Origin of the sequence: Herbaspirillum sp. SJZ107 (assembly GCF_006715485.1) — a bacterium.
GTDB lineage: Bacteria > Pseudomonadota > Gammaproteobacteria > Burkholderiales > Burkholderiaceae_D > Telluria.
Map to the genome: position 1 here is coordinate 135253 of NZ_VFNH01000001.1, position 25006 is coordinate 160258.

At 61.5% G+C, this 25006-nt stretch carries 42 protein-coding genes; 31 read left to right on the forward strand and 11 right to left on the reverse strand.

What is annotated here, in order from left to right; translation table 11 throughout:
• Positions 1–12 precede the first annotated feature (12 nt).
• The 4 genes from FBX97_RS29925 to FBX97_RS00585 all read right to left on the reverse strand — a co-directional run bounded on the left by FBX97_RS29925 (position 13) and on the right by FBX97_RS00585 (position 1480).
• Positions 13–138 (reverse strand): hypothetical protein, encoded by a 126-nt coding sequence (locus FBX97_RS29925; protein ID WP_255517234.1) that lies wholly within the window; start codon positions 136–138, stop codon positions 13–15.
• Positions 139–244: 106 nt separating this feature from the next.
• Positions 245–397, reverse strand: a complete 153-nt coding sequence (locus tag FBX97_RS29415; protein WP_185748421.1) for a hypothetical protein — start codon at positions 395–397, stop codon at positions 245–247.
• 67 nt (positions 398–464) lie between these two features.
• Positions 465–881: a hypothetical protein gene (locus FBX97_RS00580; protein ID WP_141828324.1), complete on the reverse strand. Its 417-nt coding sequence runs from the start codon at positions 879–881 to the stop codon at positions 465–467.
• A gap of 185 nt (positions 882–1066) precedes the next feature.
• Positions 1067–1480 carry a hypothetical protein gene (locus FBX97_RS00585; protein ID WP_141828325.1) on the reverse strand — a complete coding sequence of 138 codons (414 nt, stop codon included), beginning with the start codon at positions 1478–1480 and terminating at the stop codon, positions 1067–1069.
• Between the two features lie 676 nt (positions 1481–2156).
• On the opposite strand from FBX97_RS00585, the gene FBX97_RS00590 reads away from it, so the two are divergent.
• Positions 2157–2558: a hypothetical protein gene (locus FBX97_RS00590; RefSeq protein WP_141828326.1), complete on the forward strand. Its 402-nt coding sequence runs from the start codon at positions 2157–2159 to the stop codon at positions 2556–2558.
• Positions 2559–2589: 31 nt separating this feature from the next.
• Here the strand turns inward: FBX97_RS00590 and FBX97_RS00595 are convergent, their stop codons facing one another.
• The 5 genes from FBX97_RS00595 to FBX97_RS00615 form a co-directional block, all read right to left on the reverse strand.
• Positions 2590–2889, reverse strand: a complete 300-nt coding sequence (locus FBX97_RS00595; protein WP_141828327.1) for an STAS-like domain-containing protein — start codon at positions 2887–2889, stop codon at positions 2590–2592.
• Positions 2870–3733, reverse strand: a complete 864-nt coding sequence (locus FBX97_RS00600; RefSeq protein ID WP_141828328.1) for an ATP-binding protein — start codon at positions 3731–3733, stop codon at positions 2870–2872. Before FBX97_RS00600 ends, FBX97_RS00595 begins: the two co-directional genes overlap by 20 nt.
• A 114-nt stretch (positions 3734–3847) precedes the next feature.
• Entirely contained in the window at positions 3848–4414 is a 567-nt protein-coding gene (locus tag FBX97_RS00605; protein WP_141828329.1) for a hypothetical protein, read from the reverse strand.
• Between the two features lie 115 nt (positions 4415–4529).
• Positions 4530–4910 carry a response regulator gene (locus FBX97_RS00610; protein ID WP_141828330.1) on the reverse strand — a complete coding sequence of 127 codons (381 nt, stop codon included), beginning with the start codon at positions 4908–4910 and terminating at the stop codon, positions 4530–4532.
• A 454-nt stretch (positions 4911–5364) separates the two neighbouring features.
• Positions 5365–5799 carry a hypothetical protein gene (locus FBX97_RS00615; protein WP_141828331.1) on the reverse strand — a complete coding sequence of 145 codons (435 nt, stop codon included), beginning with the start codon at positions 5797–5799 and terminating at the stop codon, positions 5365–5367.
• A gap of 359 nt (positions 5800–6158) precedes the next feature.
• On the opposite strand from FBX97_RS00615, the gene FBX97_RS29420 reads away from it, so the two are divergent.
• The 12 genes from FBX97_RS29420 to FBX97_RS00670 all read left to right on the forward strand — a co-directional run bounded on the left by FBX97_RS29420 (position 6159) and on the right by FBX97_RS00670 (position 14036).
• A complete protein-coding gene (locus FBX97_RS29420; RefSeq protein WP_185748422.1) occupies positions 6159–6356 on the forward strand; it encodes a hypothetical protein in 198 nt (65 codons plus the stop codon).
• A 531-nt stretch (positions 6357–6887) separates the two neighbouring features.
• Complete coding sequence (locus FBX97_RS00620) at positions 6888–7160, forward strand: YdaS family helix-turn-helix protein (RefSeq protein ID WP_141828332.1); 273 nt, start codon at positions 6888–6890, stop codon at positions 7158–7160.
• Positions 7161–7335: 175 nt separating this feature from the next.
• A complete protein-coding gene (locus FBX97_RS00625; RefSeq protein ID WP_141828333.1) occupies positions 7336–7923 on the forward strand; it encodes a hypothetical protein in 588 nt (195 codons plus the stop codon).
• 56 nt (positions 7924–7979) lie between these two features.
• The gene (locus tag FBX97_RS00630) at positions 7980–8267 is read left to right on the forward strand and encodes a hypothetical protein (RefSeq protein ID WP_141828334.1); all 288 of its coding nucleotides are present in this window, start codon (positions 7980–7982) and stop codon (positions 8265–8267) included.
• A gap of 73 nt (positions 8268–8340) precedes the next feature.
• The gene (locus tag FBX97_RS00635; RefSeq protein ID WP_141828335.1) at positions 8341–8736 is read left to right on the forward strand and encodes a hypothetical protein; all 396 of its coding nucleotides are present in this window, start codon (positions 8341–8343) and stop codon (positions 8734–8736) included.
• Positions 8737–8760: 24 nt separating this feature from the next.
• Positions 8761–9084 (forward strand): hypothetical protein, encoded by a 324-nt coding sequence (locus tag FBX97_RS00640; RefSeq protein ID WP_141828336.1) that lies wholly within the window; start codon positions 8761–8763, stop codon positions 9082–9084.
• A 118-nt stretch (positions 9085–9202) separates the two neighbouring features.
• The gene (locus FBX97_RS00645; RefSeq protein WP_141828337.1) at positions 9203–9703 is read left to right on the forward strand and encodes a hypothetical protein; all 501 of its coding nucleotides are present in this window, start codon (positions 9203–9205) and stop codon (positions 9701–9703) included.
• Positions 9700–10416 carry a hypothetical protein gene (locus FBX97_RS00650; RefSeq protein ID WP_141828338.1) on the forward strand — a complete coding sequence of 239 codons (717 nt, stop codon included), beginning with the start codon at positions 9700–9702 and terminating at the stop codon, positions 10414–10416. Before FBX97_RS00645 ends, FBX97_RS00650 begins: the two co-directional genes overlap by 4 nt.
• Positions 10413–10883, forward strand: coding sequence for an ArsR family transcriptional regulator (locus FBX97_RS00655; RefSeq protein WP_141828339.1), 471 nt, complete (start codon positions 10413–10415; stop codon positions 10881–10883). Before FBX97_RS00650 ends, FBX97_RS00655 begins: the two co-directional genes overlap by 4 nt.
• Positions 10880–13048 (forward strand): DNA cytosine methyltransferase, encoded by a 2169-nt coding sequence (locus FBX97_RS00660; protein WP_141828340.1) that lies wholly within the window; start codon positions 10880–10882, stop codon positions 13046–13048. Before FBX97_RS00655 ends, FBX97_RS00660 begins: the two co-directional genes overlap by 4 nt.
• Positions 13045–13464: a hypothetical protein gene (locus FBX97_RS00665; RefSeq protein WP_141828341.1), complete on the forward strand. Its 420-nt coding sequence runs from the start codon at positions 13045–13047 to the stop codon at positions 13462–13464. Before FBX97_RS00660 ends, FBX97_RS00665 begins: the two co-directional genes overlap by 4 nt.
• The gene (locus FBX97_RS00670; RefSeq protein ID WP_141828342.1) at positions 13461–14036 is read left to right on the forward strand and encodes a hypothetical protein; all 576 of its coding nucleotides are present in this window, start codon (positions 13461–13463) and stop codon (positions 14034–14036) included. Before FBX97_RS00665 ends, FBX97_RS00670 begins: the two co-directional genes overlap by 4 nt.
• Before the next feature lie 14 nt (positions 14037–14050).
• On the opposite strand, the gene FBX97_RS00675 is transcribed toward FBX97_RS00670, so the two are convergent.
• Positions 14051–14311, reverse strand: a complete 261-nt coding sequence (locus tag FBX97_RS00675) for a hypothetical protein (protein WP_141828343.1) — start codon at positions 14309–14311, stop codon at positions 14051–14053.
• Positions 14312–14343: 32 nt separating this feature from the next.
• Here FBX97_RS00675 and FBX97_RS29815 point away from each other — a divergent pair, with 32 nt between their 5' ends.
• From FBX97_RS29815 to FBX97_RS00715, 8 genes are read left to right on the forward strand one after another with little or no spacing between them, the layout of a single operon-like run.
• Positions 14344–14859: a Ref family recombination enhancement nuclease gene (locus FBX97_RS29815; RefSeq protein ID WP_221631713.1), complete on the forward strand. Its 516-nt coding sequence runs from the start codon at positions 14344–14346 to the stop codon at positions 14857–14859.
• On the forward strand, positions 14847–16196 hold the full coding sequence (locus FBX97_RS00685) for a site-specific DNA-methyltransferase (RefSeq protein ID WP_141828344.1): 1350 nt from the start codon (positions 14847–14849) through the stop codon (positions 16194–16196). The genes FBX97_RS29815 and FBX97_RS00685 overlap by 13 nt, the downstream gene beginning before the upstream one ends.
• Entirely contained in the window at positions 16193–16678 is a 486-nt protein-coding gene (locus tag FBX97_RS00690; RefSeq protein ID WP_141828345.1) for a hypothetical protein, read from the forward strand. The genes FBX97_RS00685 and FBX97_RS00690 overlap by 4 nt, the downstream gene beginning before the upstream one ends.
• A 30-nt stretch (positions 16679–16708) precedes the next feature.
• Positions 16709–17443 carry a phage antirepressor KilAC domain-containing protein gene (locus FBX97_RS00695; protein ID WP_221631714.1) on the forward strand — a complete coding sequence of 245 codons (735 nt, stop codon included), beginning with the start codon at positions 16709–16711 and terminating at the stop codon, positions 17441–17443.
• The gene (locus FBX97_RS00700; RefSeq protein WP_141828346.1) at positions 17436–18125 is read left to right on the forward strand and encodes a hypothetical protein; all 690 of its coding nucleotides are present in this window, start codon (positions 17436–17438) and stop codon (positions 18123–18125) included. Before FBX97_RS00695 ends, FBX97_RS00700 begins: the two co-directional genes overlap by 8 nt.
• Positions 18122–18439, forward strand: coding sequence for a hypothetical protein (locus tag FBX97_RS00705; protein ID WP_141828347.1), 318 nt, complete (start codon positions 18122–18124; stop codon positions 18437–18439). The genes FBX97_RS00700 and FBX97_RS00705 overlap by 4 nt, the downstream gene beginning before the upstream one ends.
• Positions 18393–18761, forward strand: coding sequence for a hypothetical protein (locus FBX97_RS00710; RefSeq protein WP_141828348.1), 369 nt, complete (start codon positions 18393–18395; stop codon positions 18759–18761). Before FBX97_RS00705 ends, FBX97_RS00710 begins: the two co-directional genes overlap by 47 nt.
• Complete coding sequence (locus FBX97_RS00715) at positions 18758–19108, forward strand: DUF1064 domain-containing protein (protein ID WP_255517235.1); 351 nt, start codon at positions 18758–18760, stop codon at positions 19106–19108. Before FBX97_RS00710 ends, FBX97_RS00715 begins: the two co-directional genes overlap by 4 nt.
• Before the next feature lie 43 nt (positions 19109–19151).
• Here FBX97_RS00715 and FBX97_RS00720 read toward each other — a convergent pair whose 3' ends face one another.
• Positions 19152–19844 (reverse strand): PEP-CTERM sorting domain-containing protein, encoded by a 693-nt coding sequence (locus FBX97_RS00720; RefSeq protein WP_141828349.1) that lies wholly within the window; start codon positions 19842–19844, stop codon positions 19152–19154.
• A 212-nt stretch (positions 19845–20056) separates the two neighbouring features.
• On the opposite strand from FBX97_RS00720, the gene FBX97_RS00725 reads away from it, so the two are divergent.
• From FBX97_RS00725 to FBX97_RS00760, 10 genes are all read left to right on the forward strand, one after another.
• Positions 20057–20605: a hypothetical protein gene (locus tag FBX97_RS00725; RefSeq protein WP_141828350.1), complete on the forward strand. Its 549-nt coding sequence runs from the start codon at positions 20057–20059 to the stop codon at positions 20603–20605.
• Positions 20606–20747: 142 nt separating this feature from the next.
• Positions 20748–21473: a PEP-CTERM sorting domain-containing protein gene (locus FBX97_RS00730; protein ID WP_141828351.1), complete on the forward strand. Its 726-nt coding sequence runs from the start codon at positions 20748–20750 to the stop codon at positions 21471–21473.
• Positions 21474–22062: 589 nt separating this feature from the next.
• Positions 22063–22254, forward strand: coding sequence for a hypothetical protein (locus FBX97_RS00735; protein ID WP_141828352.1), 192 nt, complete (start codon positions 22063–22065; stop codon positions 22252–22254).
• Positions 22254–22421 (forward strand): hypothetical protein, encoded by a 168-nt coding sequence (locus FBX97_RS29425; RefSeq protein ID WP_185748423.1) that lies wholly within the window; start codon positions 22254–22256, stop codon positions 22419–22421. Before FBX97_RS00735 ends, FBX97_RS29425 begins: the two co-directional genes overlap by 1 nt.
• The gene (locus FBX97_RS00740; protein ID WP_141828353.1) at positions 22418–22711 is read left to right on the forward strand and encodes a hypothetical protein; all 294 of its coding nucleotides are present in this window, start codon (positions 22418–22420) and stop codon (positions 22709–22711) included. The genes FBX97_RS29425 and FBX97_RS00740 overlap by 4 nt, the downstream gene beginning before the upstream one ends.
• Positions 22708–22857, forward strand: a complete 150-nt coding sequence (locus FBX97_RS29430; RefSeq protein WP_185748424.1) for a hypothetical protein — start codon at positions 22708–22710, stop codon at positions 22855–22857. The genes FBX97_RS00740 and FBX97_RS29430 overlap by 4 nt, the downstream gene beginning before the upstream one ends.
• Positions 22858–22868: 11 nt before the next feature.
• The gene (locus tag FBX97_RS00745) at positions 22869–23225 is read left to right on the forward strand and encodes a hypothetical protein (RefSeq protein ID WP_141828354.1); all 357 of its coding nucleotides are present in this window, start codon (positions 22869–22871) and stop codon (positions 23223–23225) included.
• A gap of 67 nt (positions 23226–23292) precedes the next feature.
• Entirely contained in the window at positions 23293–24111 is an 819-nt protein-coding gene (locus tag FBX97_RS00750) for a hypothetical protein (RefSeq protein ID WP_141828355.1), read from the forward strand.
• Positions 24112–24131: 20 nt separating this feature from the next.
• Entirely contained in the window at positions 24132–24512 is a 381-nt protein-coding gene (locus tag FBX97_RS00755) for an HNH endonuclease (RefSeq protein ID WP_141828356.1), read from the forward strand.
• An 87-nt stretch (positions 24513–24599) separates the two neighbouring features.
• Positions 24600–25004, forward strand: a complete 405-nt coding sequence (locus FBX97_RS00760) for a P27 family phage terminase small subunit (RefSeq protein WP_141828357.1) — start codon at positions 24600–24602, stop codon at positions 25002–25004.
• The last annotated feature ends 2 nt before the right edge of the window (positions 25005–25006 follow it).

Sequence of the window (25006 nt, forward strand, 5' to 3'; positions counted from 1 at the left end):
TCCTTGTCGTTGTTATTGGCGCGCGTCGAGCTGCAGCACTTCACGCTCAATCGCGATTTCATCCAGGCGCTGGACTTCTGCCAGCAGGCCCAGGAACAGGGTTGCGCCCAGAAGTGCGGCGACGGTCCGGCGGATCATTGGCCGAACTTCGTCGCCACCAGGACGATCGCCTCCACGACACCCAGGATCATCAGGCCGGCGAGCTTGACCTTGGCTGCGGCGAGTTCCCGCTCGGTTACGCGGGTCACAGCACACGCTCCGCAGGAACGCCCAGCACGGTGACGCCCAGGGCGCCTCGGTCATACGCTGCATCCATCAGGGCATTGCGGTCGCCGATGGCGATATACGGGCGCTGCTTGATGCCGGCGCTGTCGATCACGGTGATGCGGAAAGCCATGCTGTTCTCCTGCGTTTTCGGTGTCGCACTGGCGCCGTGCCGGCGGCTCGATATCGAGCGATAGGGGTTACATCGAGTTCTGCGCTTCCAGTAGCCGGATCGCCGCGCCGACGATCGCCGCCCAAGTGGCCGCATCCGGGCTTGGGTGGTCGGCATAGCTCTCGGTGATGTTGCGTCGACCGCCGCCAGCCCCCGCGGACACCGTGCCTTCGTGCGGGTCATGGATAACCGAGATGCCCAAGTCGGTCGACAGCGGGCCGGCCGCATTCCAGCTGCGGCGCCAGAAGGGCAGGCCATCATCGCCAGGGCGATACGACGGCGGCATGAACTTGTAGCCGCGCTTCGTGGTCGGGCGTAGGGTCGTCACCGCGGTTACTAAGTTCGGTACCGCTACGACGTGGCCCATGGCGCGCGCCAGGTCGACCTCTTGGCGGATCGCAGCGCGCAGGTAGCTGTCAGTCCAGGGTTGCGGAATCGCGTTCATCTCAAAAGCTCCCAATCAAATTCCAGATGCCGGTGGCCGCAACCGCCAGGCCTGCCGCAACCCAGATGCCAACAAACCAGTCAGCGGCGGTGTAGCGGTATCGCGCTTTCTTGCGCGGGGTGTTTTTCCTGCGGTCCTGCAACGTTCTTCTCCTGTGCGCCCGGCGGGTGGGCGCGGGGCTGTGACTATCCGCCTACCGCGATTACGCCGGATCGGTCACTGCCGGCGGCGGCGACTTTCTTCCTTGCGCTCATATCTGGCATCTCGACGACCTCGAGATCATCGTCGTCCTCCGGCTCTTCTTCGTCACAAGCAAAGAGCCCGCCGCCGAACCCGGAAGCCATCGTCTTGCCGTCGAAGTGCCAGTACGAGTAATCCGTGGTGCCGCTGTCGTTCCAGGGCCAGGGCCAGCCATGCTCCGGCAACGTGACGTCGTTGCGGGCAGCGAAAAAACTGCTCACTGCGGCGCGGTAAGACGCTTCGTCAGTCGCGCTGCGCACCGCCTCAGTGATCCCGTCCGGGTACCCGTCCCAGCCGATGCTGCCGAGCCATTCCGCGTTCTTGCCTTTGCCTACGTAAAAATCTGCACGAGTTCCCATTCCGATCTCCTGTCTCGCTGCGCCCAATGCGCCGCCTGATTTCGTTACCGAGGCCGATTTGCCTCGCGCTCTGCCTCAACCATGTGCCAGCCCAACTGGCGCCGAATTTCTTCCAGGCTCGGCGGTGGCCCGTTCTGTTCCTGCCTCTGCTGCATCCAACTACGCACTTGCTGATTGCTCGGCTTGGTCGTCTGCTGCATCGCTGGCTCCTGGTGAGTTCGCTGCGTTGATGTAGTTACTTTACCCCTAGGTAAAAACTAACGCAAGTAAAAATATACCCTCAGGTAAAAATATGTGTAGAATTCGCTTACCGGTCGAGTTCGGCTGGTTGCAAGCCTGGAGCAGGGAGGGGAAACCGCCGACGTCCAGGGCCAAGTGCCAAGGAAGCCGGAAGGGCAACGCGTGGGTGGTAGTTCGTAGAGCGCGCCGGGGGATCAGGTGGAGACACCTGGAAAGTCTGCGAAACAGCGAAAGTGTCCGAAAGCGAAAGCATGGGATGCAGGCGCTCTCCACGGAAGCGAGTCTTTTTGACTGGCCTTTAGGGAGGGTGCCGCTCTGGACCTCGGCTCTGCTGGGATACCCTTAGAACCAGTAACTTAGAAATACCTTCTCAGAACAGCCAAGAATTGATACTTCAACAGTACCTATAGAGGGTGCGGATAAAAAAGGTCCGAAAATGTCGGAAAAAATCACGCTGACGCGCTACCTGCAGGGCAGGGGCGAAGTAAAGGCGCTGACGCACATCGAGGCGTTGGCGTTCGGCGTGCCGTATCCGCTGCAGCCTGGCTGGCCAAGAAAGTACGGCCCGATCGAAATCACCGAGGCCATGCTCGACGATCTGCGAGCGCGGATCGCCACAGCGAAAGGCTCGACAGCCAGCAAGGCGCAACGTGGCTTGGATGGCCTGATGAGAGCGCAGGAGGAGACGAAACCGGCGCCTGCTGCCGCTCAGGTCCGGCCGGTTACAGCTGCGCCGCGCGCAGTCCCGGCGTTACCCATGAGGTCGTCGCCAGTGCCAGGCTTCGTTCCACGCCTGGCCCGGCGCTACCGCAAGAGCAAGTCAGCACCCTGGGCGTAAAAAAGCCCGCTCAAGGCGGGCTGGCTCATGGTTATCGTGCTGCGCTACACCGCGTAAGTATCACATGCTTCATAAGCGGCTTAGCGGCATCGCTTAGGTTGCTCAGTTTTACTCGCTCGCGGAAGTCCTTCATTCCAATGAAGGCAGCAAGCTGGCCAACACATTCATCCGCAAAAGATGGTGTCAGGCTCTTGAAGTGAAAGTCAATGTCGATACTCTCGTGCTCTTCGAGTAAGGCGAGTAATTGTCGCCTTGCGCCAGCGCCTACTGGGCGCGAAGTTAGCTCTGGAGCAATGTCACCAATATCGACTTTAAAAGTTGAAATCATCATCGCTCATATCCTCAGGTAGTGGCATCTCGCGGTAAACTTGTCCTATATCTACTGGGCCGTCCAAATTCCATTCAATTACAAGTAAGGTACCATCCCAGTGCAAATTTGTCTTGATGCTTGTCGTTTTGCCTTTTGACAAACAGAACGCCTCGTGACCAGACCTCACGTATAGCACCCCATTGTTCTGCTCAAGGAGTCGGCGCGCTACGTGTAAACCGTAACCCGAGTGTCCCTTGCCTGGCTTGCCTGTAACTCCAAATTCTGTTGCCATCTGACAACAATTTTCTTCGTCTAAGCGACCTTTCAGCAGCTCATTCTGCTCCAATGAGTTGCGAATACCGATGCCAGTATCGGCCAGGCAGATCTGCGCTCGCCGACCCCCGTTCCAGAGTTGAGCGCAGATAAGACCGTAGACCCCGTCAGTGACCTCGCAATGCGAAAAGCAGTTATCAATAAGCTCTCTCATCATTGTTTGCACTGCATCAATTGTCTGTTCGTTTTCACACACAGACCTGAATAGCAATGCGAGGGCGTTAGACAGCCCCTCCGTCGACCGGACATCACGTAGCAACACGATGGGATGGTACCGGCCCTTTGGCCGTCTAGCTTTGGGCGGGAAGGGCGATGCAATGCCTAACGCTTCCCATAACTGCATGGTGTCCGCGTACGGTGCAATCTTGTCGTCAATGTTAAGCGTCGTCGGGTTTTGACGGCGGAGCATATGCGCAAGCGTTGCAAGGTGAAACGGCTTAATAAAGCGCGGGCTGTCGCAAGTACGCGTTTCGCGTAGTTGCTCAAGAGTGGCGAGCCAATAATCAATGTCGGCATGCGATGTGCTATTCATACTTCACCGGAAAATTATGAGGCGCTTACGGCGGCGACCTGGTTTATAGCCATTTCTCGCTTCGCCAAATTTGTCGATAGTACGCTGTCAGAATAGCAAAAGACTCTCCAATTATCACGGCGCCGCTGGCCTGGCTGCCTCAATCGCTTTGCGCGCTGACACTGCGCGCTCGGTTGCCGTAACCACAGCAGCAGACACGAACACCGAGTTGCACCCCATGTCGTCTGAACAGATCAGCTCGATATGCATCCCCTTCGAGTTCCACTGAGCCGAGTGGATGCGCGAGCCCGGGCGCGACTCGCGCGTCGATTGGCCGAACCGACCAGTAATCGAATTCAGAATTTCGACGAAGCTACTAGCTTGGGCCGTGTGTGCGCTGAACGATTCAAGTGTGCCATCGCGGCTCACGTCGATACGGAATGTTGCGTGAGCGGCCCATAGCGGGCGCTTGTCGGAGCCCGGCACAATCACAATGCCGGATTTTGTCCCTTGGTAGGTAGTAGGGGCGTCAACCCAGCACATCGAGCGAGCATCGGTGCCGACCTCTTTGAACGAACACTGTCGGATTGGCATCTTCAACTTGCCGCCCAGCGGCAGCCCCAGGACGGTCACTGGCTCGGCCGCATGCGTTGCCGTAGCTGCGCTCAGCAGTAAACCAGCGAGCAAGGGAAGTGCTCTCATATTGGTCCCGTGCGGCAGCCCAGCGTGCCGTATCGCTCGCGCGAGTATAGCTGGGTAAACTTGCCAAAAGCTCACGGATTGTCACTGCATTGAGGAAACGCTGTCAGAAGATCAACTACAGAAGGCCATGACGACCAAGCGCCGACCGAAGATCAGCCTTGAACACGTTATAGTCGACAGCTTTGTGAATGAAGTCGTCCGCACCAAGTGCGAGCGCGCGAGCGCGATGCTCGGCAATTCCAAAGCCGGAGACGATGATCGTTGGGATCAAACCAGCCCCATCAGCATGCAGGCGTTCCATCAGCTCAAAGCCGTCAAGCAGCGGCATTTTGATGTCGAGCAGAAGTAGGTCGAAATGGATCGTTTTGAGGAGTCTATACGCCTCCTCGCCGTCATACGCCAGCTTGACCGTGTACTGACTATGAAAGCTTTCGACGGCGATGCGGATTAGCATCATGTCGACATCGAAGTCATCGGCAAGAAGAATTTTCTTCATACATCCGTTTCATAGAGACCTGCAGCTTCAACGAGCGTCGCCAGCTGGCCAGGTCGAGCCAGACAGCGTAATTTTCTTGTTTGCGCAAGGCCGCAATAGCCTGCGCAGTATGCGTGCAGGCATGCTAAGTAGTGACTCGTACGAATATTTGCTCGGATAGAACGTCTCGAAATTGACCATTACCAATGGAGTAGACGCTCCGTCCATCCAGTGCAATGAAGCTCTTGGTTCCACGGGCGGGGGTGTGGTGATTGTGCAGCATGGCTTTAGAGGAGCTAACAGTGGTGTACTCAACAATGACGCACCGGTCCCCATCTCTTGCTTCAGCCTCGAAGCGATCTGTCTGTTCTTTGCGCAAAATGATCTCCTATTGTTCTTTCGCTAATTGATCGAGCATACGCTACTAAATCGGTAGGGCAGATTCAGTTCCGGAGATCATCTATTAGGTTGCTCGCTATATGACGCCATCGTTCGGTAAGTCGAGCCACACGCTGTAGTGATCGGCACTGCCACGGATGACCGCGGCACATTCGAAGATCAAGGTACGGCCGAGGCCAACGTACGTGGCGGCCCGCCGGAAGTCGCGAGCATTGGCGCGGGGGAGGTAGCCAACAGTGCGGCCCCTTATTGACACTCGAATAGCCTGTCGCTCGAATCTGTCGTCACTCTCGAGGATCAGGCGGGCCTGGAGCATCATGTCGATGCCGCCGTCGATTCTCGATCTGCAGATCCGATCCAGGCCGCCCGAGCAGTCGCTCTCAGGCACCACCTCCACAGCGTATTTGCCGGTCCCAACCAGTCTCGGCACAACTGCGACCTCCGGTTCTCTGGCGCGGATCCACAAGATCAATACCAGCAGTACGATCAGCGCAACGACGGTAGGCCACATATAAGCCTCGCAATGAACAAGAGAGCAGGTCTCGGTTATTCATCATAGGTTGGTGTACTTACAAAGGTGGTAATTGCGATGATAGCTATCAGACAAACCCATGATAAATGTGTCATGTGGTCCACAAGCTGGGCCTGGATTGCGTAAGCGAAATATCTCCAATTTCCACAATTTGAAGCTGCACAGAAATATTTATTTGGACATGCCACTTTGTCAGTAAAGTGCGCTAAACTTTGACCCATACTGTATAGATATACAGTACTCAAGGAAGAAAACGAACAGCCGAGCTTGGCGCCCTACAGCACCTGGGCGCCATTGGCGGCACTACACAACGGCAGGAATCTCCAGGCGGAGGCGTAGTGGGACAGAAGAACAGCAACCAATCCGATGAGGGCGACACCCTCTCATTGACAAGCAACGAGCGTCTTATCATCCGCAACTACCGAGCGATGAAGCGAAGCGTCCAGCTGACGTTCGTCGACATCTCTGAAGAGTTAGCCATGGCGCTGCCGGCCGCGCGGCCAGCCGCTGGGCCTTCGCCCGCGCAGGGCTGTTAGTCGTCGGTCTTCTCGACTGTAGTCGCCACGCGATGAATTATATTTTTCCCTTCCTCGGTCGCGCGGCGGAATAGGTCTACGATCTCTTTCTCTGCTCGATCCAAGCGGTCAAGCGTAGTCTCAGCCGCTACGACCGGGGGCGCCGGCTCTGGCTTGGTGGCAGGCGAGACCTGGCTAGCCGACGGACGCACAGCTTGCGTGTCTTCCGATCCCTCAAGCACTTCAGGCTGACTATCCAGTGTCCCACGAGGCAGCGAGAGCGCGTCCTCGATAAGGTCCCGCATATCCTCGCCAATCCGTTTCTTCCCAGCTTTCCCTTCTGGGTAAAGCATCCTTGAAACATAAGACGGCGAACGATCTATCAAGTCGGCGAGCGTAGCCGCCCGTCCGCCGCAATGGCGGTGCAGGAGGGCGGAAAGGTTCTGTCGCCGAGTTTCATATTTGTCCATGCGGCATTCAAACAGCAATTTACTTACAGGTAAATGACCCATAGGTATTGACTTCTACTTTACCCGCAGGTAAATTGTAGTCATGGACAAATTGCTGAAGTACCTCAACTCCTTGTCAAAGGAAGGTCGAGCGGCGTACGTCGAGGCGTGCGGGACCAGTGAGGGGTACCTACGAAAAGCCGCTAGCCGACACCAGTCGTTCCGGGCAGAACTCTGCATCTTGCTCGAGCGCGAGTCTGGCGGCGCCGTCCGCTGCGAAGACTTGCTACCCGACGCTGACTGGGCATACATCCGCTCGCAATCGCCGGCCGCTTCGCCTGGTGCCGCCGTGAGCTCTGCAGCGTCACGCAGCTGACGGGCGCGGCGCTCGCCACAGTAGATCGTTACCACGCCGGCGCCACCCACCTGGAGCGGAACGGCAACCAGATCAAGGTTCATCAGTACGAAAGCTTGGGGAGCAGGCATTTGTTGGGCCTCGAATGTTGTCGAAATTCAGTGTCGCCAGATTAAGTTATAAAAAGGAAACAGTCATGAATATGAATACTCATGCAAGTAGCGTCGCCGGCATTCTCCGCACTGAGATCGAGGCCTGGCGCCGCGCGAACACGATCACCTGCATGAGCCGTGAGGCCTTCGCAGCGATGGTGATGGAGTCGCACCAGGCGCTGGGCGGCGAGGCCGCAACGGGCGTCGACTTCACGTTCTCGGGCGACACCTACACCCAGGCCAAGAAGGCGGCGCAGAAGCTGTTCCGCTGGCTGGACGAAGGTTGCCCGCTGCCGGCCGGGATTGTCCCGAGCATCCTGGCCGCGCTGCCGCTCGACGTGAAGCTGCATTGCCTGAATCAGATGTACCGCCCGATCGGTGTCGAGTCGCACAGCCTGGCGTCCGTTACGCCGGCGCCGTTCAACGCCATGCATCACCTGCAGAACATGATCAAGGAAGGTGCCGAGGCCAAGGCGGCGCTGGTGACCGCCTCTATTCAGCAAACGCCCGAGGCCTTGCAGCACGCCATCAAGGAGGTCAGCGAATCGATCGAGGCGGACACCGCGGCGAAGCGCTCGCTCGAGGCGGCGCTGCTGGCATCTGAATACGGCGTCGAACCGGTTTCGAAGTGAGCAGCAACCCAGGCGACAGGGGTGTCGCCACCAACACTACCACCAGGGAGAGAGCAATGACCGCAGCAGCAGCAGCACCGGCCAGCCAGGCCGAAGAGTTCAACCCGGATCCGGGCGCACTGCTCGATGCGGTGACGAAGCATCTGAACCTGAAGAACGACGCGGCCCTGGCGCGGGCCCTGGAGTTCGCCCCGCCGGTGATTTCGAAGATCCGCCACAGCAAGCTGCCGGTCGGCGCCATGGCCCTGATCCGCATGCACGAAGTCTCGGGCATCGAGATCAAGGACCTGCGCGCGCTGATGGGCGATCGCCGCAAGCATTTCCGCGGTCAAGCGTCCGAGTAGGCCGCACCCCACCGATACCACGATAACCCGGCGCGCGTCAGCGGATATGCGCGCCGTCATGAAAGGAGGGCACTTGAATCAAACGAACAAGCCGGCGGCGATGACCGAGGAAGCGCGCAAGGAGCGCGTGCGCGAAGTGTTGCGCACCGCCAGCGAGCCGCTCAGCCCGATCCAGATCGCCGAGTGCATTGGCGAAGCCTGGTGCATGTGGAACGGCTCGGGCTTCGGCTCCGCGGTGACGCCGCTGCTGCGCAAGATCGGCGCGAAGAAAAGCAGTGGCAAGTGGTCGCTCGGCGCGCCGCGCCTGCAGTTGGATCCAGGCATGCAGTTCCAGACCGTGAGCATGCCTTCGGCCGACGCCATGCTGCTGGAGTCGATGCGTATCGAAGTGGCGCCATTGGCGATCGAGCCCGGCCACGTAATGAAGCGCGAGAAGTTCGAGCAGATGTTCGCCGGCCAGCCGGCATAACCAACCAGACCAGGGGAAACCAACATGAAAAAAAGCTTACTGATCAAGGCGATGCTGGCAGTCGCGCTCGCGAGTTCGGCGGCCGCGCAGGCCGGCAACTGCTACTCGGAAGGCGTGCGTGTCGGCGTGATCCAGAAGTTCTCGCAAAAGGGCATCGTCAACAAGAGCTGGGAAGGCGAGATGGTCCAGGAGGGCGAGCGCGTGAAGGCCAAGGGCAACGGCGCTGGCGTCACGAACATCTGGAAGTTCAGCGTGCTGGACCCGGCGATCGCGCGCCAGTTAGACGACGCAGTGATGTCCGGCGGCGCTGTCGCGGTGCGCTACTGCCAGGTCCAGTTCACCGGCTAGGAAACCGACACCGGTTACCGCATCACTCAGGTGCGGCCGCGCCAATAGATAGGGCGGAAATGACAAAGCCCGGTTGCAGCCGGGCTCCGTGAAACAACTACAACGCATTGGAGATAGCATGTTAGCAGAAAACTTAAATCCCGCGTCGCAAACCGGTGAAGATCAAGCCTCAAGCGAATTCGCATCGCGCTGGGCGCACTGGGGCCGAGTACAAACCGGCGTGGTCGAGGTGGTGAAGACGCAGGGCTGGTCGACCACGCAAGAGAAGTTCGACGCCGAGACCCTGTCGAACCTCATCCTGGCCAACGACTACCTGCGCGCCGGCGACGTCGTCTACTCGGCCGACAACAAGGCGCTCAAGCTCAGCGACCTGATCACTGCCGACGACATCATCCCGATCATGGCAGCGCGCGCCAAGGCGCGGGCCGGCGAAGAGATGGCCGCCGGCTATCCGGACGTCAGCAACCTGCACAAGCGGATCCTCGACGGCGCCCTGCGCGGCTGGATGTCCCTGTGCTGCGCACCGGAGTTCTTCGGCGTCGAGAACATCCAGCCTCACAAGGTAACGGATCTGGACCTGGATGCGGCCGCGCGCGTCGTGATCGGCGGTGCGCAATGAGCAAGCACGCCAACCTGCGTCTGACGGCCAAACTGCTGCCGATCATCGCCCCGTTCATCGCCAAGAACGACATCCGCTACTACCTGAACGCCATCAACGTTCGGCCACACAAGGACGGGGGCGCTGTGATCTGCGCGACCAATGGTCATGCCCTTGGCGCCATCCACGACCGCGATGCAGTTTGCGAGCACGAAGTTATCCTCCGTTTCGACGCGCGCATGCAGCAGGCCTGCGCCGGCGGGCTCAAAAGCGCCCGTGAAGTGGTGATGATCGGCGGCCGCCTGGCTGTAGTGGAGGGGGGCGGCAGCGAAATCTACATCCAGGCTGGCAACCCAGAAGTGGAAGCTACCTACCCTCGCTATGAGCGCGTTATTCCGAAGGAATCTGAACTGCAGCCCGGCCTGGTCGGAATGTATGGTGCACCGATCATCGCTCTGTGCGAAAAGGCGGCCGCTGCTGCAGCCAAAACCGGAGGGGCGCGGCTACGTGGATACAGCGGGCTCCAGTTCTTTACCGTCAATGGCGACCCCAACGCTAGCGCTGTAGTTCGCCTGGGCGCGGCATTGGATTTTGTCGGCGTCTTGATGCCAATGCGCGGCGACAGCCCTGTTTCACCATCGCCGGCTTGGGTGGCAGCGCTGCCTCAGGCCGATGATCTCGCCGGCATGACAAAGGCCGCGGCGCCTGCGGAAAGCGCCGAGGTACCAGCATGACCCGCTCCCACTTTACCCCCAACAGCCACACCGTCGCCCGCTTGGCGAGCCTGCGCAAGCTGGTAAACGCCCTGACGGTTCGTGAGATGACGCGCGCCGAGATCGCCAAGCTGCTGGGCATCGGCGAATCCGCAGCGCGCACGTACATCGCAGACCTGCGCGAGCACCTGACGATCCTTCACTGCGAAGCCGCTGTCACATGGCCGCTGAAGCCGGGCGTCTACCGGCTCACAGCGGACCCGGAAGCGATCGCCGCCTGCCTCAAAAGCCTGGGCGGCGTCACCGCGGTGCGTCCGGTGCGGGCATCGAGCATGGAAATCGCAGCGCGCGACCCGCGCCGGCACTTCCACATCCTGGGCGACGACGAACACTACGCCGTCCGCGTCAGCCGCGCTGCGCCGGCGCGTGACCCGATGGTTGCTGCGCTGTTCGGCGCTGGGCCGGCATCGGTGGGAGCGCACGCATGAAGCGCGATCTTATGACTATGGCCCTGGACCTGGGCCACGAGCTGATCATCGACAACTTCGCCGGTGGCGGCGGGACCAGCACCGGCCTGGAGGCAGCCTTCGGCCGCCCGGTCGACATCGCCATCAACCACGATCCGGAAGCGCTGGCCATGCACGCCATCAACCACCCGCACACGAAGCACCTGTGCGAGAGCGTCTGGGACGTCGACCCGATCAAGGTCACGAACAACCAGCCGGTCGGCCTGGTGTGGTTGTCGCCGGACTGCAAGCACTTCAGCAAGGCCAAGGGCGGCAAGCCGGTCGAGAAGAAGATCCGCGGCCTGGCCTGGATTGCCCTGCGTTGGGTTGCGCTGACTAAGACCCGGGTGCTCATGCTGGAGAACGTCGAGGAGTTCAAGACCTGGGGACCGCTGATGCAGGACGAGCAGGGCAATTGGAAGCCAGACCCAGCGAAGCGCGGCAAAACGTTCGACAGCTTCGTGCGCCAGCTGCGTGGCCACGGTTATCACGTCGAATATCGCGAACTGCGTGCCTGCGACCACGACACGCCGACGATCCGCAAGCGCTTCTTCCTAGTCGCGCGCCGAGACGGCCTGCCGATCCGCTGGCCGGAGGCGACGCACGGTGCTCCAGACTCGCCAGGCGTGCGCGCCGGTCGCCTGCAGCCATACCGCACCGCTGCGGAATGCATCGACTGGTCGCTGCCGTGCCCGAGCATTTTCGATCGCAAGAAGCCGCTGGCCGAAGCGACGCTGCGTCGCATCGCCAAGGGCATCATGCGCTACGTTGTCGATGCAGCGGACCCGTTCATCGTGAACACTGCCAACAGCAAGACCACCGGCAGAGGGCCCAACGTGTGGCCGGGCGATGAGCCAGTACGCACGGTGACCTCGGCCCCGGGCTTCGCCGTCGTGGCGCCGTCCATCGTTCCGGTCACGCACCAGGGGAGCGTGCGCAGCGAGTCCGTTCACGAACCGTTCCGCACGATCACCGGGGCCCAGCGCGGCGAGAAGGCGCTAGCCAGCGCATACCTGTCGCCGTACTACAGCGACAAGCGCCCGGCCGACGCGCGCGGCACCGCGCCGGACGAGCCGATCAAGACGATTACGACCGAGAACCGGCATGCGCTGGTGACCGCGTTCCTGAACGAGCACGCCAACGCCAGCAACCAGCGCGTGATGCCGGCGGACGAGCCGCTGCGCACGATCTGCGCCCAGGTCAAGGGCGGGCACTTCAGCATGGTGTCGGCCGCCCTGGTCGGCGTCGGCGGCCGCGCTGGCGACAGTCGCCCGCGCGCCGCAGACGAGCCGACGGCCACGATCACCGCAAAAGGCGACACGGCGATCGCGACGGCCTTCTTGGCCAAGCACTACACCGGCGTGGTGGGTTCGGACCTGAGCGACCCCATCGGCACGGTCACCAGTACTGACCACCACAGCCTGGTGACCGCGCACGTGACCAAGTTCCGGACCGGGTCGACCGGCGCCGACCTGGCCGAACCGCTGCCGACCATCACCGCAGGGCCCAAGGAGAACCCGGCCGGCGCGCCACATGCACTGGGCATCGTCACCGCGCACATCCAGCGGGACATGGGCAAGAGCATCGGCCATGCCGCCGGCGCACCGCTGGGGACCGTAACAGCCGGCGGAGGAGGTAAGTCGGCCCTGGTGTCCAGCCACCTGGTGAAGCTGCGCGGCACCAGCACCGCGGCGGGCGCCAATGAGCCGCTGCACACGATCAGCGCCGGCGGCCAGCATCACGCCGAGGTGCGCTCGTTCCTGCTGGCGTACTACGGCGCGAGCGAGACGAACAACTTGGCGGACCCGCTCAATACGGTCACCGCCCGGGACCGGTTCGGCCTGGTGACGATCCAGGGCCAGGACTACGAGATCGTTGACATCGGGCTGCGCATGCTGGCGCCGCACGAGTTGTACCGCGCCCAAGGATTCCCGGCCGACTACATCATCGACGAGATCCCGGACCCGGCGCGCCTGTTCGTCGACGGCCGCCAGGTGGAAGGCGATCCGCTCGCGCTGCCGCGTGTCCCGCTGACGAAGTCGGCCCAGGTGCGCATGTGCGGCAATAGCGTGTGCCCGCCGCTGTCCGAGGCGCTCATCCGCGCGAACTTCGCGCACGAACACGAAATTGTTGGGAGAGCAGCATGATCACCGCCCTTATTCAAGCCACCCCACACCGCAGCGCGGCCATCTACGCCGCCGCGGCCATCATCGACAAAGCCGGCCCGATGCAGCGCCTGGAGCTGTATGCCGCCATGGACTTCGGCCCGGCCGACAAGCGCGAGACCAAGTTACGCGAGGCGTTCGAGACCGACTGGCTGCGCGAGACGCCGTCGGGCCACCTCGAGCTGACCGAGTACGCGAAACGCCACTTCGAACTGCACAAGCCGAAGGAGCAGTACGCCGGCCAGATCACGCCTCCACAGTACCGTCCGGACATCTTCCGCAGCCAGGGCCTGAGCAAGCGCTACATCCCGAACAGCCGCGGCCCGCGTGCGGACGTGCCGGCCTGGTCGGTGCGCGAGGCGGTCAAGATCGTGACCATCAAAAGGAGCGAGCCATGAAAGAGCGTCCAATCCTCTTCACCGGCCCGATGGTCCGCGCCATCCTGGACGGCAGCAAGACGCAGACGCGGCGGATCGCGAAGGAATTCGCTGGCCGCGATGACCTCGACGCTATCCTAAAGCGCTTCCCGAATCAGAACGGTTGCCCGCACGGCCAGCCCGGCGACCGCCTGTGGGTCCGCGAGACCTTCGGCCACCCTTGGCACCACGCGCAACCCGACTACTTTTACCGCGCCACCGATGCGGCAGTTGAAACCCATCCGGACTTCGGCCGCTGGACGCCCAGCATCCATATGCCGCGCCGCGCCAGCCGCATCCTGCTGGAGATCACCGGCGTGCGCGTCGAGCGGCTGCAGGACATCAGCGAGGCGGATGCCTGGGCTGAAGGTATCGAAGCCTTCGACGGCGCGTTAGAAGACATGGCGATTTTCGAGATGGCGCGCCGCACCGGCCGCCCGTTCGAAGACGCGGCGACCACCTACGCCGCTCTCTGGGAGAGCATCAACGGCGCCGGCAGCTGGGACGCCAACCCCTGGGTGTGGGTGATCGAGTTCAAGCGGGTCGCGCCATGATGGGCGCCGTCAAATCAACCTTTGCTGGCGACTGCCTCGTCGATCATGCTCTTCGCGGCTTCGATCGCCTTGTCCTGCGCGTCACCCTCGGAGGGCTCAGGGATGCCGAGGGAGCCAAAGATAGTGGGCGTGTCAGCTTTGGTCGCACGGAAGGTGCCCATCCATTTGCTAGGCTCGCTCGTCGACGGACTCACTGCCCATTCGATGATGTAGCCCTCGTATTTATCGAGCTCTTCGGTGTAATCGAGGTTCTTTTTGTATTCGTTGTTTCGCATCGGTCTTCTCCTTATAAAAATGGAATCCTAGCATGATGCGCCGCTCGCCCCTCAAGCAGGGCAAGCCCTTGCAGCGCAAGAAGGCGATGTCGCGCGGCGCAGGATTCTCGCGCGCTGGCACCAAGACACCGGCCGCCGGCGCCGGCCTGCTGCGCGTTGCCGCGGTCAGGGTTCGAGAAACGAAGACGCCGAAGCTGGCCAAGCCGATGAAGTCGCGCGGGATGAAAGGCCGCCCGCCGACCGCCGAGGAAGCGCGCTTCATGGACCGCATGGGCAAGCTGCCGTGCATCGCCTGCCTCAAGGACGGCTGGACGAACAAGGTCATAAGCCTGCACCACATCGACGGCCGCACGAAGCCGGGCGCGCACTTCCTGGTCCTGCCGCTGTGCGGGCCGCACCACCAGCAGGACGACAGTGACCCGCGCCAGCGCATAAGCCTGCACGGCCGCAAGAAGCCGTTCCAGGCGCGCTACGGCACCGAGCGGGATCTACTTGCCGAGTGCATCGAAAAACTGAAAGAGCAGGGAGACGTTGAATGCGTGACTTGAACAACGAGGCCCCGGCCGCGCCGGTGCCGTTCGTCCTGCACCTGGGCGACTGCCTGGAGGTGATGCGCGGCCTCGACGACAGCAGCGTCGATGCGATCGTGACCGATCCGCCCTACGAACTGGGCTTCATGGGCAAGAGCTGGGACGCCAGCGGCATCGCGAACAGCGTCGAGATGTGGCGCGAGGCGCTGCGCGTGCTCAAGCCGGGCGGCCACCTGCTTGCGTTCAGCGGCAGCCGCACCTACCACCGGATGACTGTCGCCATCGAGGACGCCGGGTTCGAGATTCGCGACCAGATCATGTGGGTCTACGGCAGCGGCTTCCCGAAATCGCGCGACATCAGCAAGGATATGGACCGCATGGCTGGCGTCGAGCGGGAAGTGATCGGCACTGTTCCTATGCGGCTTGCGCAGGCACAGGCTTCCGGCTGGGGAAATTCCGGGGCCGATAACTTTCGGGACTCCCGCAGAGGCACGATCGAAACCGAAATCACCGCTCCGGCCACAGACGCAGCGCGCCACTGGGCCGGCTGGGGGACGGCGCTCAAGCCCGCTCACGAGCCGATCTGCGTCGCCCGCAAGCCCCTAGCAGGCACAGTCGCAGCGAACGTTCTGGCCAACGGCGTCGGCGCGCTCAATATCGACGGCTGCCGGGTTGGCACCGATGGTGGCACGTCGCGCGGCGCCAGTGGATCAAACGCAGGCAAGACCCGAAATACGCTGCACGGTGGTAACTTCGGCATCGAGCAGCTGGACGCGGGGCGCTGGCCTGCTAACCTCATCCACGACGGCAGCACCGAGGTGGTGGCTCTGTTTCCAGTGCAGGAAAGTGGATCTCGGGCCCCTAGTGTGCGCAAGGGCATGGGCTTTCATGGCGCCGATGGCGACGGCGGCCCGGCGATCGCTGGCAGCATCGGCAGCGCGGCCCGGTTTTTCTACTGCGCCAAGGCCAGCCGCGCCGATCGCAACGAGGGCTGCCCTATTTCTGACGTGCCGGCGGTGTCCGCCCACGCCACCATGCGCGAGCGCGAGGTCGCCGATTGGCCGGCGCGCAACGGCAACCACCATCCGACAGTCAAGCCGACGGATCTGATGGCCTACCTGGTGCGCTTGGTAACGCCACCGGGCGGCGTGGTCCTGGACCCGTTCATGGGCAGCGGCTCGACCGGTAAGGCCTGCATGCGCGAGGGCTTCCGCTTCATCGGCATCGACATGACGCCGGAATACGTCGAGATTGCCCGCGCGCGCATCGAGCACGAGTTGGCTGCGGTGACTGCGGCAGCCGAAGCAGCTGCGGCGCCAGCGCCCCAGCGCGACCTGTTCGAGGAGGTGGCATGAAAAAGCCCCGCAACAAGAAATACCGCCCGCGCCCGGTCGGCGCCGCCGGCGGCCTCTCGGTAGTCGCCAAGTGCTTCGCCCGCGGCGAGGATGCTGCCCCACTGAACGACGGCCAACTGCAGGACCTGGGCTTGGCGTACTGGCTGAACCTCGAGCAGCTGCGCAGCGGCGCCGCCACCGAAGAGGCATGGTCGGTCGTGGTCACCGCGCTGAACATCGGCATGGCCCTGGCGGAGAGCGGCGTCGGCGTCGATCACGAGCAGACCTTCACGGGTGCGCTAGCCGGCGCCTTCCGCGCCAAGACCCGCAGCGCCCGCACGAAGAACTTCCGGCTGGACGGCGACGCCATGCGCGACATCCAGGCCGCGCTGGCGGTGCACGACCAGCAGATGGAGATCGCCAGCCGGGCGCAGATCGTCGAGGCGATGAACTTGGTGCGCCAGCGCGTCGACGAGGGCCACGTCTACAAGGATGCTGCTTGAAGCGGCGCCAATAGATAGAAAGGAAACGACATGGGAAGCATTCTGGCATTGCAAACCAACGGCGGCGCCGACGTCACGATGTCGAGCCGTGAGATCGCCGAGCTGACGAAGAGTTCGCACGACAATGTTATGAAGACGATACGTCGCCTCATCGCTGAGGGTATCGTTTCCGGAAACGAGACCCCTTACCACCACCCGCAGAACGGCCAGACCTACAGCGAGTTCCTGCTGTCGTTCCGCGACACGATGGTTGTGGTCTCCGGCTACAACGCCGAGCTGCGCGCCCGGATCATCGATCGGTGGCAGGAGCTGGAGCGAGCAGCCCCGCCGACTCCCGCACCGGTCGCTGTGCCGGCGGTGCCAAAGACGTTTGGCGAGGCGCTGCGCCTGGCTGCCGATCAGCAGGACGTAATCGAGGCCCAAGCTGCGCAACTAGCCGCCGCGGCGCCGGCCGTGGAGTTCGTCGACCGCTATGTCGAGTCGACCGGCCTGATGACGTTCCGCCAGGTGGCGAAGCTGCTGAAGGTGAAGGAGCCGGAGTTCCGCCAGTTCCTGCGCGAGGCCAAGATCATGTACGTGCTGGGCGGCGAATGGACCGCGCACGCGCAGCACATCGAGGCAGGTCGATTCGAGACCCGCGCCGGCACTGCGCAGAACAGCCATGCCTTCAACGCCTGCAAGTTCACGGCGAAGGGCGTCAAGTGGGTGGCGGGCGAGCTGGCGAAGTGGCAGCTGGAGCAGCGCGGGGAGGGCGCCCATGCGTGATTATTCCCCGCTGCGCGGCCTGGCCGCCGCCAACCCGACTGTGCACCTGAAGTCGACCACCGTAATCGAACTGCTGGACGAGCTCGACCGCCTGCGCGCCGGCGGCGCCGCGCCCGCCAAGGTCAAGCGCAACGACTACCCGGCCGACTTCGAAGCGGTATGGGAGGTCTACCCCGCACGCCCGGGCGACAGCAAGAAGGCCGCGCACAAGGCCTGGGCCAGCAGGATCAAGGCCGGCGCCACCGTGGCCGAGATGCTGGTCGGCGCGCAGGCATACGCTGCCTATGTGAAGGTCATGCGCACGGAGCCGCAGTTCATCCTGCAGTCGGCGACGTTCTTCGGGCCGAGCGAGCGCTATGCGGCCGACTGGACGCCGCCGGCGCAGCAGCCGAAGCCGGCCGGCGGCGGAGCCTGGTGGCTGACCGATGCAACGCGGCTGGCGAAAGCGAACGAGGTGGGTGTCGGCGCTGCTCACTACGGCGAGTCGACGGCCAGCTGGGAGGCTCGGATCCGCGCAGCGATCGACAACGGCGGCAAGCCGCCCGCGCCGCCGCGCCTGGCGCAGATCGTCACGCCGCCGCCCGCACCGCCAGTGATCGAGCAGGCGCCTGAAGCCCCGCGCCGTGTCGGCCGGCCTGAGGGGCTGACGAAGATGCTCAAAGACCTGGGCCACGCTGCATGAGCGAAGAGATCGGGGACATCTGCGCCCTGTGCAAGCACTTCAAGATGAAGGCGCACCCGCAGCACGCGGCGGTCGGCATCGGCCGCTGCCACGGATACGACGACGATCCGTTCACGAAGCTGAAAAACCCGTTTATCCCATGGAGCAAGAAGAAGTGCGCGCGGTTCAAGCAGGACTACGCCGGCACGGCGAAGCGGATCGCGTGGGTCGAAAAGCAGCGCGCCGAACGAAACAACGATGCAGTCCAACCCGAAGCAAAGGAATTCGATGGGAAACGACATCAAGCAGCCAGCAGCATCACCAAGCAGTCATGAGGCCAACCGCCGCCTAGCCGAACTGCTGGGCTGGACTGATCTGTTCAGCACCGGCGGCGCATGGCTGGGCCAGCCTCCGGGCGTATTGCCCCCGTCGAGGGTGCCGGACTGGTGCGGCGACTGGGCGGCATGCGGACCGCTGCAGGCCCAATACGTGCGCCGGCTGTATGTCTGGCCCCACCGAGTAGTGGTCGGCACGACGCCCGGCGGGCCAGACGGCTACGACGTCATGCTCGACCGCAGCCAAGGCGAGACTGGCGAGCAGCTGCTGCGCCGCACGATCGTCACTGCGATCATCAAGCACCTGGAGATGGGCCTGTGACGCAGCAGCGCGCGCTCCAGGCGCTGGGCCGGCTCAAGGTCGGCCAGATGAACAAGACCGAGGCTGCCTATGCTGCGACGCTGGCGCAGCGGCAGCACGCCGGCGAGGTGGCTTGGTTCAAGTTCGAGGGGCTGAAGTTCCGACTGGCCGACAACACGTTCTACACTCCAGACTTCGCTGTGATGCTGGCCGACGGCGCGCTCGAGGCGCACGAGGTCAAGGGTCACTGGCAGGACGACGCGCGGGCGAAGATCAAGATTGCCGCGGATATGTACCCTTGGCGTTTCGTGGCCGTCCGGGTGAAGGCGAAGAAGGACGGTGGCGGCTGGGCGCTTGAGGAATTCTAGGCTGCAGGCCGCGCGCCGATCAGCGCACGGCGATCTTGCTAGATTATGCGGACTTCTTGCTACGGCGCGCTACGCCGACTGCGCCGAGTGCGCCAACGGCCAGCAGGGCCACGCTGCCCGGCTCCGGAATTTCTGATGGGCCGACGTAGGTTGGAACAATCCGCCTAACTCCATACTCGTAGCCACCCGAGTTATCGAGACTCCGCACTTTGCTTTCGCTTACGGTGCTGCGAGTCACCAATCCAGTAATCGTTCCCGAGTTATACAGAGTGCCATCTCTGAAATAAATCGAAGTTGCATACTGTGCGCTGTACGAAAAATTGCCTGCGGTGTCGCGTGAAAAATCGAGGCTGATTTGGCCCTCATTGAAGTCGAAATCGTCGTAGACGCTAAAATTTGTTGGCCCATTTTGCCGGAAGTGTGTGGTAGCCGACGTGTTGTGATCGCTGCCATCCCCTGTCCCGACGATAGGATAAAAAGCATACGCAATATACGGATGAGCCTCCGAAGCAATCGGCAACAAAAAGCGGTAGTCTGCTATGGATAGATCATCGTCATGCTGAATGAAATACCCACTGAGCGGCCCAGAGCTGAAGTTGTATTGGACATAGCCCGCCGATGCATTCAGCGAGAACAATGCGGTTACGGCGAGAGCCAAAGCTTTTTTAAACATAGTAGATACCTCGATTAGTAGGACCCACCATAAAGCAATCTCCATGCCATATGGAGCTTTCATTTTTTAATCAATAAGTTGCAACATTTAATAAGAAGTGTAGGTGCGCTTGTTGTAAATTTATCCGACGGCAATGTTTCGTTATGAATTGGCACGCTAAATCATCACAAAAAACCACACATTGCAATTTAGAAAACTTAGTGCAGGGCAATTTTAGCGATTCCGGGTGGTAAGCTTCAGGCAGCTGGAACTCAGCTATACCACCGGAGATAGAAATGCCTTTCGAAGACCGCTACCTGAATGCACTGAACAGCACGAACCTGCTGGACGACGACAAGCATCACCAGACCGAAGCCTTGGCGGCGGCGGCGCTGGCGGACCTGTCGGGCGGTTCGGGCAGCATCTTCGGCAGCATGCTCGCGCGCGCCAAGATCGACGGCGTGCCGCGCGAGGCGATCGCATCCGGCAGCCATAGCCTGGCGGTGCTTTTACGCGTGTGGAAAGAGGCTGTGTTCCAGAAGGGCAGGGACCGCAAGTGGATCCGGGTCGTACAGCCCTGGGACATTCCCGCGCTCGAAGGCATCTGCAACAAGATCGCGCTGCAGTCCCTGGCGCACTGGCTGGGCGGCGAGTGCTCGACCTGCAACGGCACAAAGATCCACGCCGCCCGCGCGTGCACGCACTGCACTGATACGCCAGGCCGCGAGCCAGTGGCGGGTACTGGCCTGCTGCGCGAGCACATCCTCGACATGATCAGCGACCTGGAAGGCCTGTATCAGTCGCACGCTGCGCGCGCCGGCGCCAAGATGCGTAAGGCCGCGTAAAGGTATGGCCACGCGAGCGCCAGTGTCGAAATACTTTACAGCAATACTTTAACTTACTGTTAAGTCATTGATTCTTAGTAGCTAGTTTAAGTGGCCCGGTTCTTGCTGTTCTTGAATTTCCAGAACAATAAGGGAATAAAGAATGAAACCAGGGATTCTTGCTTGCGTTGCTGCTGCTGTGATGGGCGTAACCTCACTTGCCTCGGCCACTGCCATCACCATCGACTTCGAAGAGTTTGCCTATGGCACAGCCATCGGGGACTACTATGCTGGCGGAAAAGACAGCCTTAATCGCGCGAGCGGTCCTAACTATGGACTGACCTTCAACGGTCCCAGCACTATTAAGAACACGCCAAGTGGGGCGTATCTGGCAGGGTTCACGTACCTGACCATTGATCCGAATGTTGTTAAGTCTATTCTTAAGGCCGATGCTTACTATATTTCCTTTAACGCCGGTGTGTACGGTTTTGAGGAAAGGGGCATTTACGCAAGATTCGAGAGTGGCCTGGCCGAACAGAACGCATACGTGTCGGGCAATGGAAGTCCTGACTGCGGGTCCCATCCAGATACCTGCTACCGCACAATTTACCAAGGCCAAATGGGAGGCTATTACGTTGGGCAGGGCTACGGTTTAAATGACTCCGCAGTGTCGCTTACGTTTCCTGTTGATCGGTTAGACAATATCCAGATTCATTCTTACGATGCCTCCACGACCATCATCCGCCCTGGAATTGTCACGAGCAGCTATGAGACGGGCCGAGACATTCCTGAGCCGGCAACACTTGGATTGTTGAGCATTGGGGCCGCGGCGTTAGCTTTCCGTAGCCGCTCGCGTAAGAGTATTGCGCAACCGAAAAAACAGGCGTAAACTTCAGTCTTCCAATTCCCTCGGTCCAATGTAATGCGCGCGAAAGCGCCGCCATAACCCGAGGCAGTCGAGTGCCCAGCCCGCAGTAAAGCCGGCGCTCGCCTGCAAATAAGCCCACCGCCCTGGTGGGCTTTGTCGTTTACGCGCCACCCCGCAGATAGCCTGGGGCGCGATGGCATGAGGGAGATTGGCTCTTCATCTCAACCTACAGCGGAGGCAGCATGCAAGAAGGTATTGGCATTGCGTAATCCGAGTTGTACCTCGAAGCGCAGCGGCTCGGCCCCGCTGTGATGCAATCAGTTCCTGATTTCATGGGAGAAACCCTGCCTCATGGGAGCTTCGACGCCTCACCGGCGCAACCGGTGGCCACACAAAGCCTAAGCCTGACAACCACGTTCCACGTGTGCGGATGGCGGCCGAGGGCTTTGTGTGGCGAGGAATGCGCATTCGTGCGCAGCGGTTCTGCGTCCGTGACTTAGCCGGTGTTCGATGTGCCACCGGCCGCCACAACTTGTCTCCTCCAAGATTCTCTTGGACTTCGCCGCCTGTCGCAGCAATGCGCCGGCGGTTTTTTTATTTGAGGTGCGCGATGCGCTTTTCCCCGATGTTGAGAGTCGAGGTGGGCGGGCAAATCGTGCGCCGTGTCGGTGAGGTTGAGATCCTCGCCCACGACCCGCTCGGCCGCCCGACCATTGCGCGCATGCGCCCACAGTTGCTGGCTGGCGAGGTGTTGCGTGAGCGCCTGGGCACAATTCCCGAAATCATTCAGGAGCGCCGGTGATGGCCTCGACCGAAATTACTTTCCTCATCCGTGTTCGCATGCGCTGGTGGTTGAAGCAGTGGGTACGAGCCACCCTCGCGATCCACTGCCTCACCGGCTGGGCGCCGAAAGAAGAAACGCGTGCCGCAATCATCAAACGCGGCGTTTATGCGGAGCAGATCAAATGAGCAAAATCGCCGACATCTACGCCAACGAGATCGTGCGCGCTGTCCTCGGTTCGCATGCTCACGCGGGCAAGGTCGACAATCCTACCCGCGTGCGCCAGATCGCCGAGCGCCTGGCCGATAGCGAGCTGGCCCAGTCTGCGCTGCAGGCCAAGGGCTACGGACGCGGGAGCTGCACGTTCCTTGAGCTGACACGCGAGGTGCCCAACTACACGCCTGGCATGCTGGTCCGGATGTTCGCGCCACGCACGCCGGCGAGCTACCCGATCCCGGCCTCGCGCCGCACGGCATGACTGCTTCTACCTGGTTCGCTATGGCTGCCGTGCTCGGCGCCATGTCCCTGTGCGGACTCACCTTCATTGGCATCCTGGCCCTGGTGCTGTCGCTGCTGGATCGCCGCCGCTATGCGCGGCGCTTGCATCGGATGCGCCGAACTTAATCGAGCCTCGTATGAATAACATCTCATCCCGCATCGAAGTGCTGCGCCCCAAGACCGGCGACACCATCGTCGTGCACATCGACGCCGACCATCTGTCGATCCAGCAGCGCGACTGCATCCATGCCGCTGTCAGTCCACTGCTGCCGGTCGGCGTGAAGGCGATGGTCGTCGCCCGTGGCGTGACGCTGACGCACATTGCGGCCGATGATGTCGACGTCGAGCAAGCGCCCGAGCCGTTCCACTTCGCCACCTGGCTGCGTGACCGCAACGAGAGCGCGCACCGCGAGTTTATGGAGCGCACGGCCAACCTTCCACCCTGCGACACCAGCATCGAGGGCATTGCGCGCTACATGGGCGCGCCGGTCTGATGCTCGACCGCTTGTGCTGCGAAAAACAGCTGATCCGTTATCCTTCTAAGGTTCTAACGGAGGCGATATGTCTGAAGCGGCCAGCATCCCCATGCGCGCTTGCACGAGATGCAAGCAACCTTTTCTCGCAACCCTTGAGCACTTCCCATCCCATAAGATGGGGAAGTATGGGCTCCACTCCAACTGCCGGTCTTGCAAGAAGCTGAGCGATGCGGAGAAGAGAGCCAGGCCTGACCAGAAGGAGCGACAGCAGGCCTGGCGGGATGCGAACAAAGGCACTGTCAAAGAGTACAACCAGGCATATCGCGCAGCTGGATATAAGTCGACCCAGCACGTAGCTGAGTGGCGAGCCAAGAACATGGAGCATGCTCGTGAGTATGCAAGAGCAAAGGCGCGCCGCGTGAGGGCGGCGGATCCAGCAAAGTACCTGCGCATAGCGCGCAACTACTACTACCGCAACCACGCCAAGGTGCTACAGCGCGCACGTGATTACTTGGATCGCAATCGCGAGACTATCAATGCCAAAGCCCTGGAGCGGCATACTAGGTTCTACCGCGAGCGTCCTGAGTTCAACCTTCAGAAGAAGATCGGCGCGCGCCTTCGGCGAATGATTCAGGATAAGGCTGGCGCAGCGACGATGGTGATCCTCGGCTACAGTCGAGAAGAGCTGGTTGCCCACATTGAGCGGCAATTTACGAAAGGGATGTCGTGGGCAAAGGTATTGGCCGGCGAGATCCACATCGACCACATCATCCCGGTCTCGCACTTCCAATGCAGAAGCATTCACGACCCAGGATTCAAGGCCTGCTGGGCGCTGTCGAATCTGCGGCCGCTGTGGGCGAAAGACAATCTAAGCAAGCAGGACAAGATCCTTACCTTGCTATAAACAATACGTGAAGGACCTGCATGCCGCCTCGGCCGAAATCGATATGCCGGAAAGCGGCATGCGGCGCGCTGGTTGATGCCCCTGGCTACTGCCAGAAGCACGCCAAGCAGTCCTCTGGCTGGGAGCGTAGCAACGGCGGCAAAAGCAGTTCCGAGCGCGGTTACGACTACGCATGGCAGAGGCGCCGTGAGCGCATCCTGAGCCGCGATGCTGGCCTCTGCCAGATCAAAGGTCCAGCCTGCCGATTCATCGCGGGGGAGGTCGACCACAAGGTCAACAAGGCCGCTGCGCGCGCCCTGGGCTGGACCGATGAGCAGATCGAGGCCGACTCGAACCTGCAGGCAGCCTGCGGCGCTTGCCATAAAGCAAAAACCCGCACCGAACGGACGGGGCGGGTCTGATCTTCAGGGCTTTTCGGACCTAGACCGACATGTTCGCTTCTTTCTTACTTCCGCAATTCAGAATTCTGAGTATTAGGAGGGCTACCGATGCCCAAACCCCGAACCCCTTCGACGGTGCTCGAGGCTCGGGGTGCTTTTGACAAGGACCCAGGCCGCCGGCGCGAAGACTTCGCAGCCGGCACCTTCGATCCAGCGCCGCCGAAGTACTTCACCGTCAAGCAAAAAGCGGTCTGGACAGAGATCGTCACTGCACTGCCGGCGTCAGTCCTGCAGGCGACTGACCGGATCGCGGTCGAGTTGGCGGCGCGCCTTGTTGCGAACTTCCGTGCGCAGCCGGACTCCGAGGTGACCTCGGCGCAGGTGGCGCAGATCCGAACCGCGCTTGCGGTACTTGGAATGACGCCGGCGGATCGGTCCCGCGTCTCGGCCACGAAGGACGCCCCATCCAATCCGTTCCTCGACATGATGGGCGGCAGCAAAAAGGCACATTGACC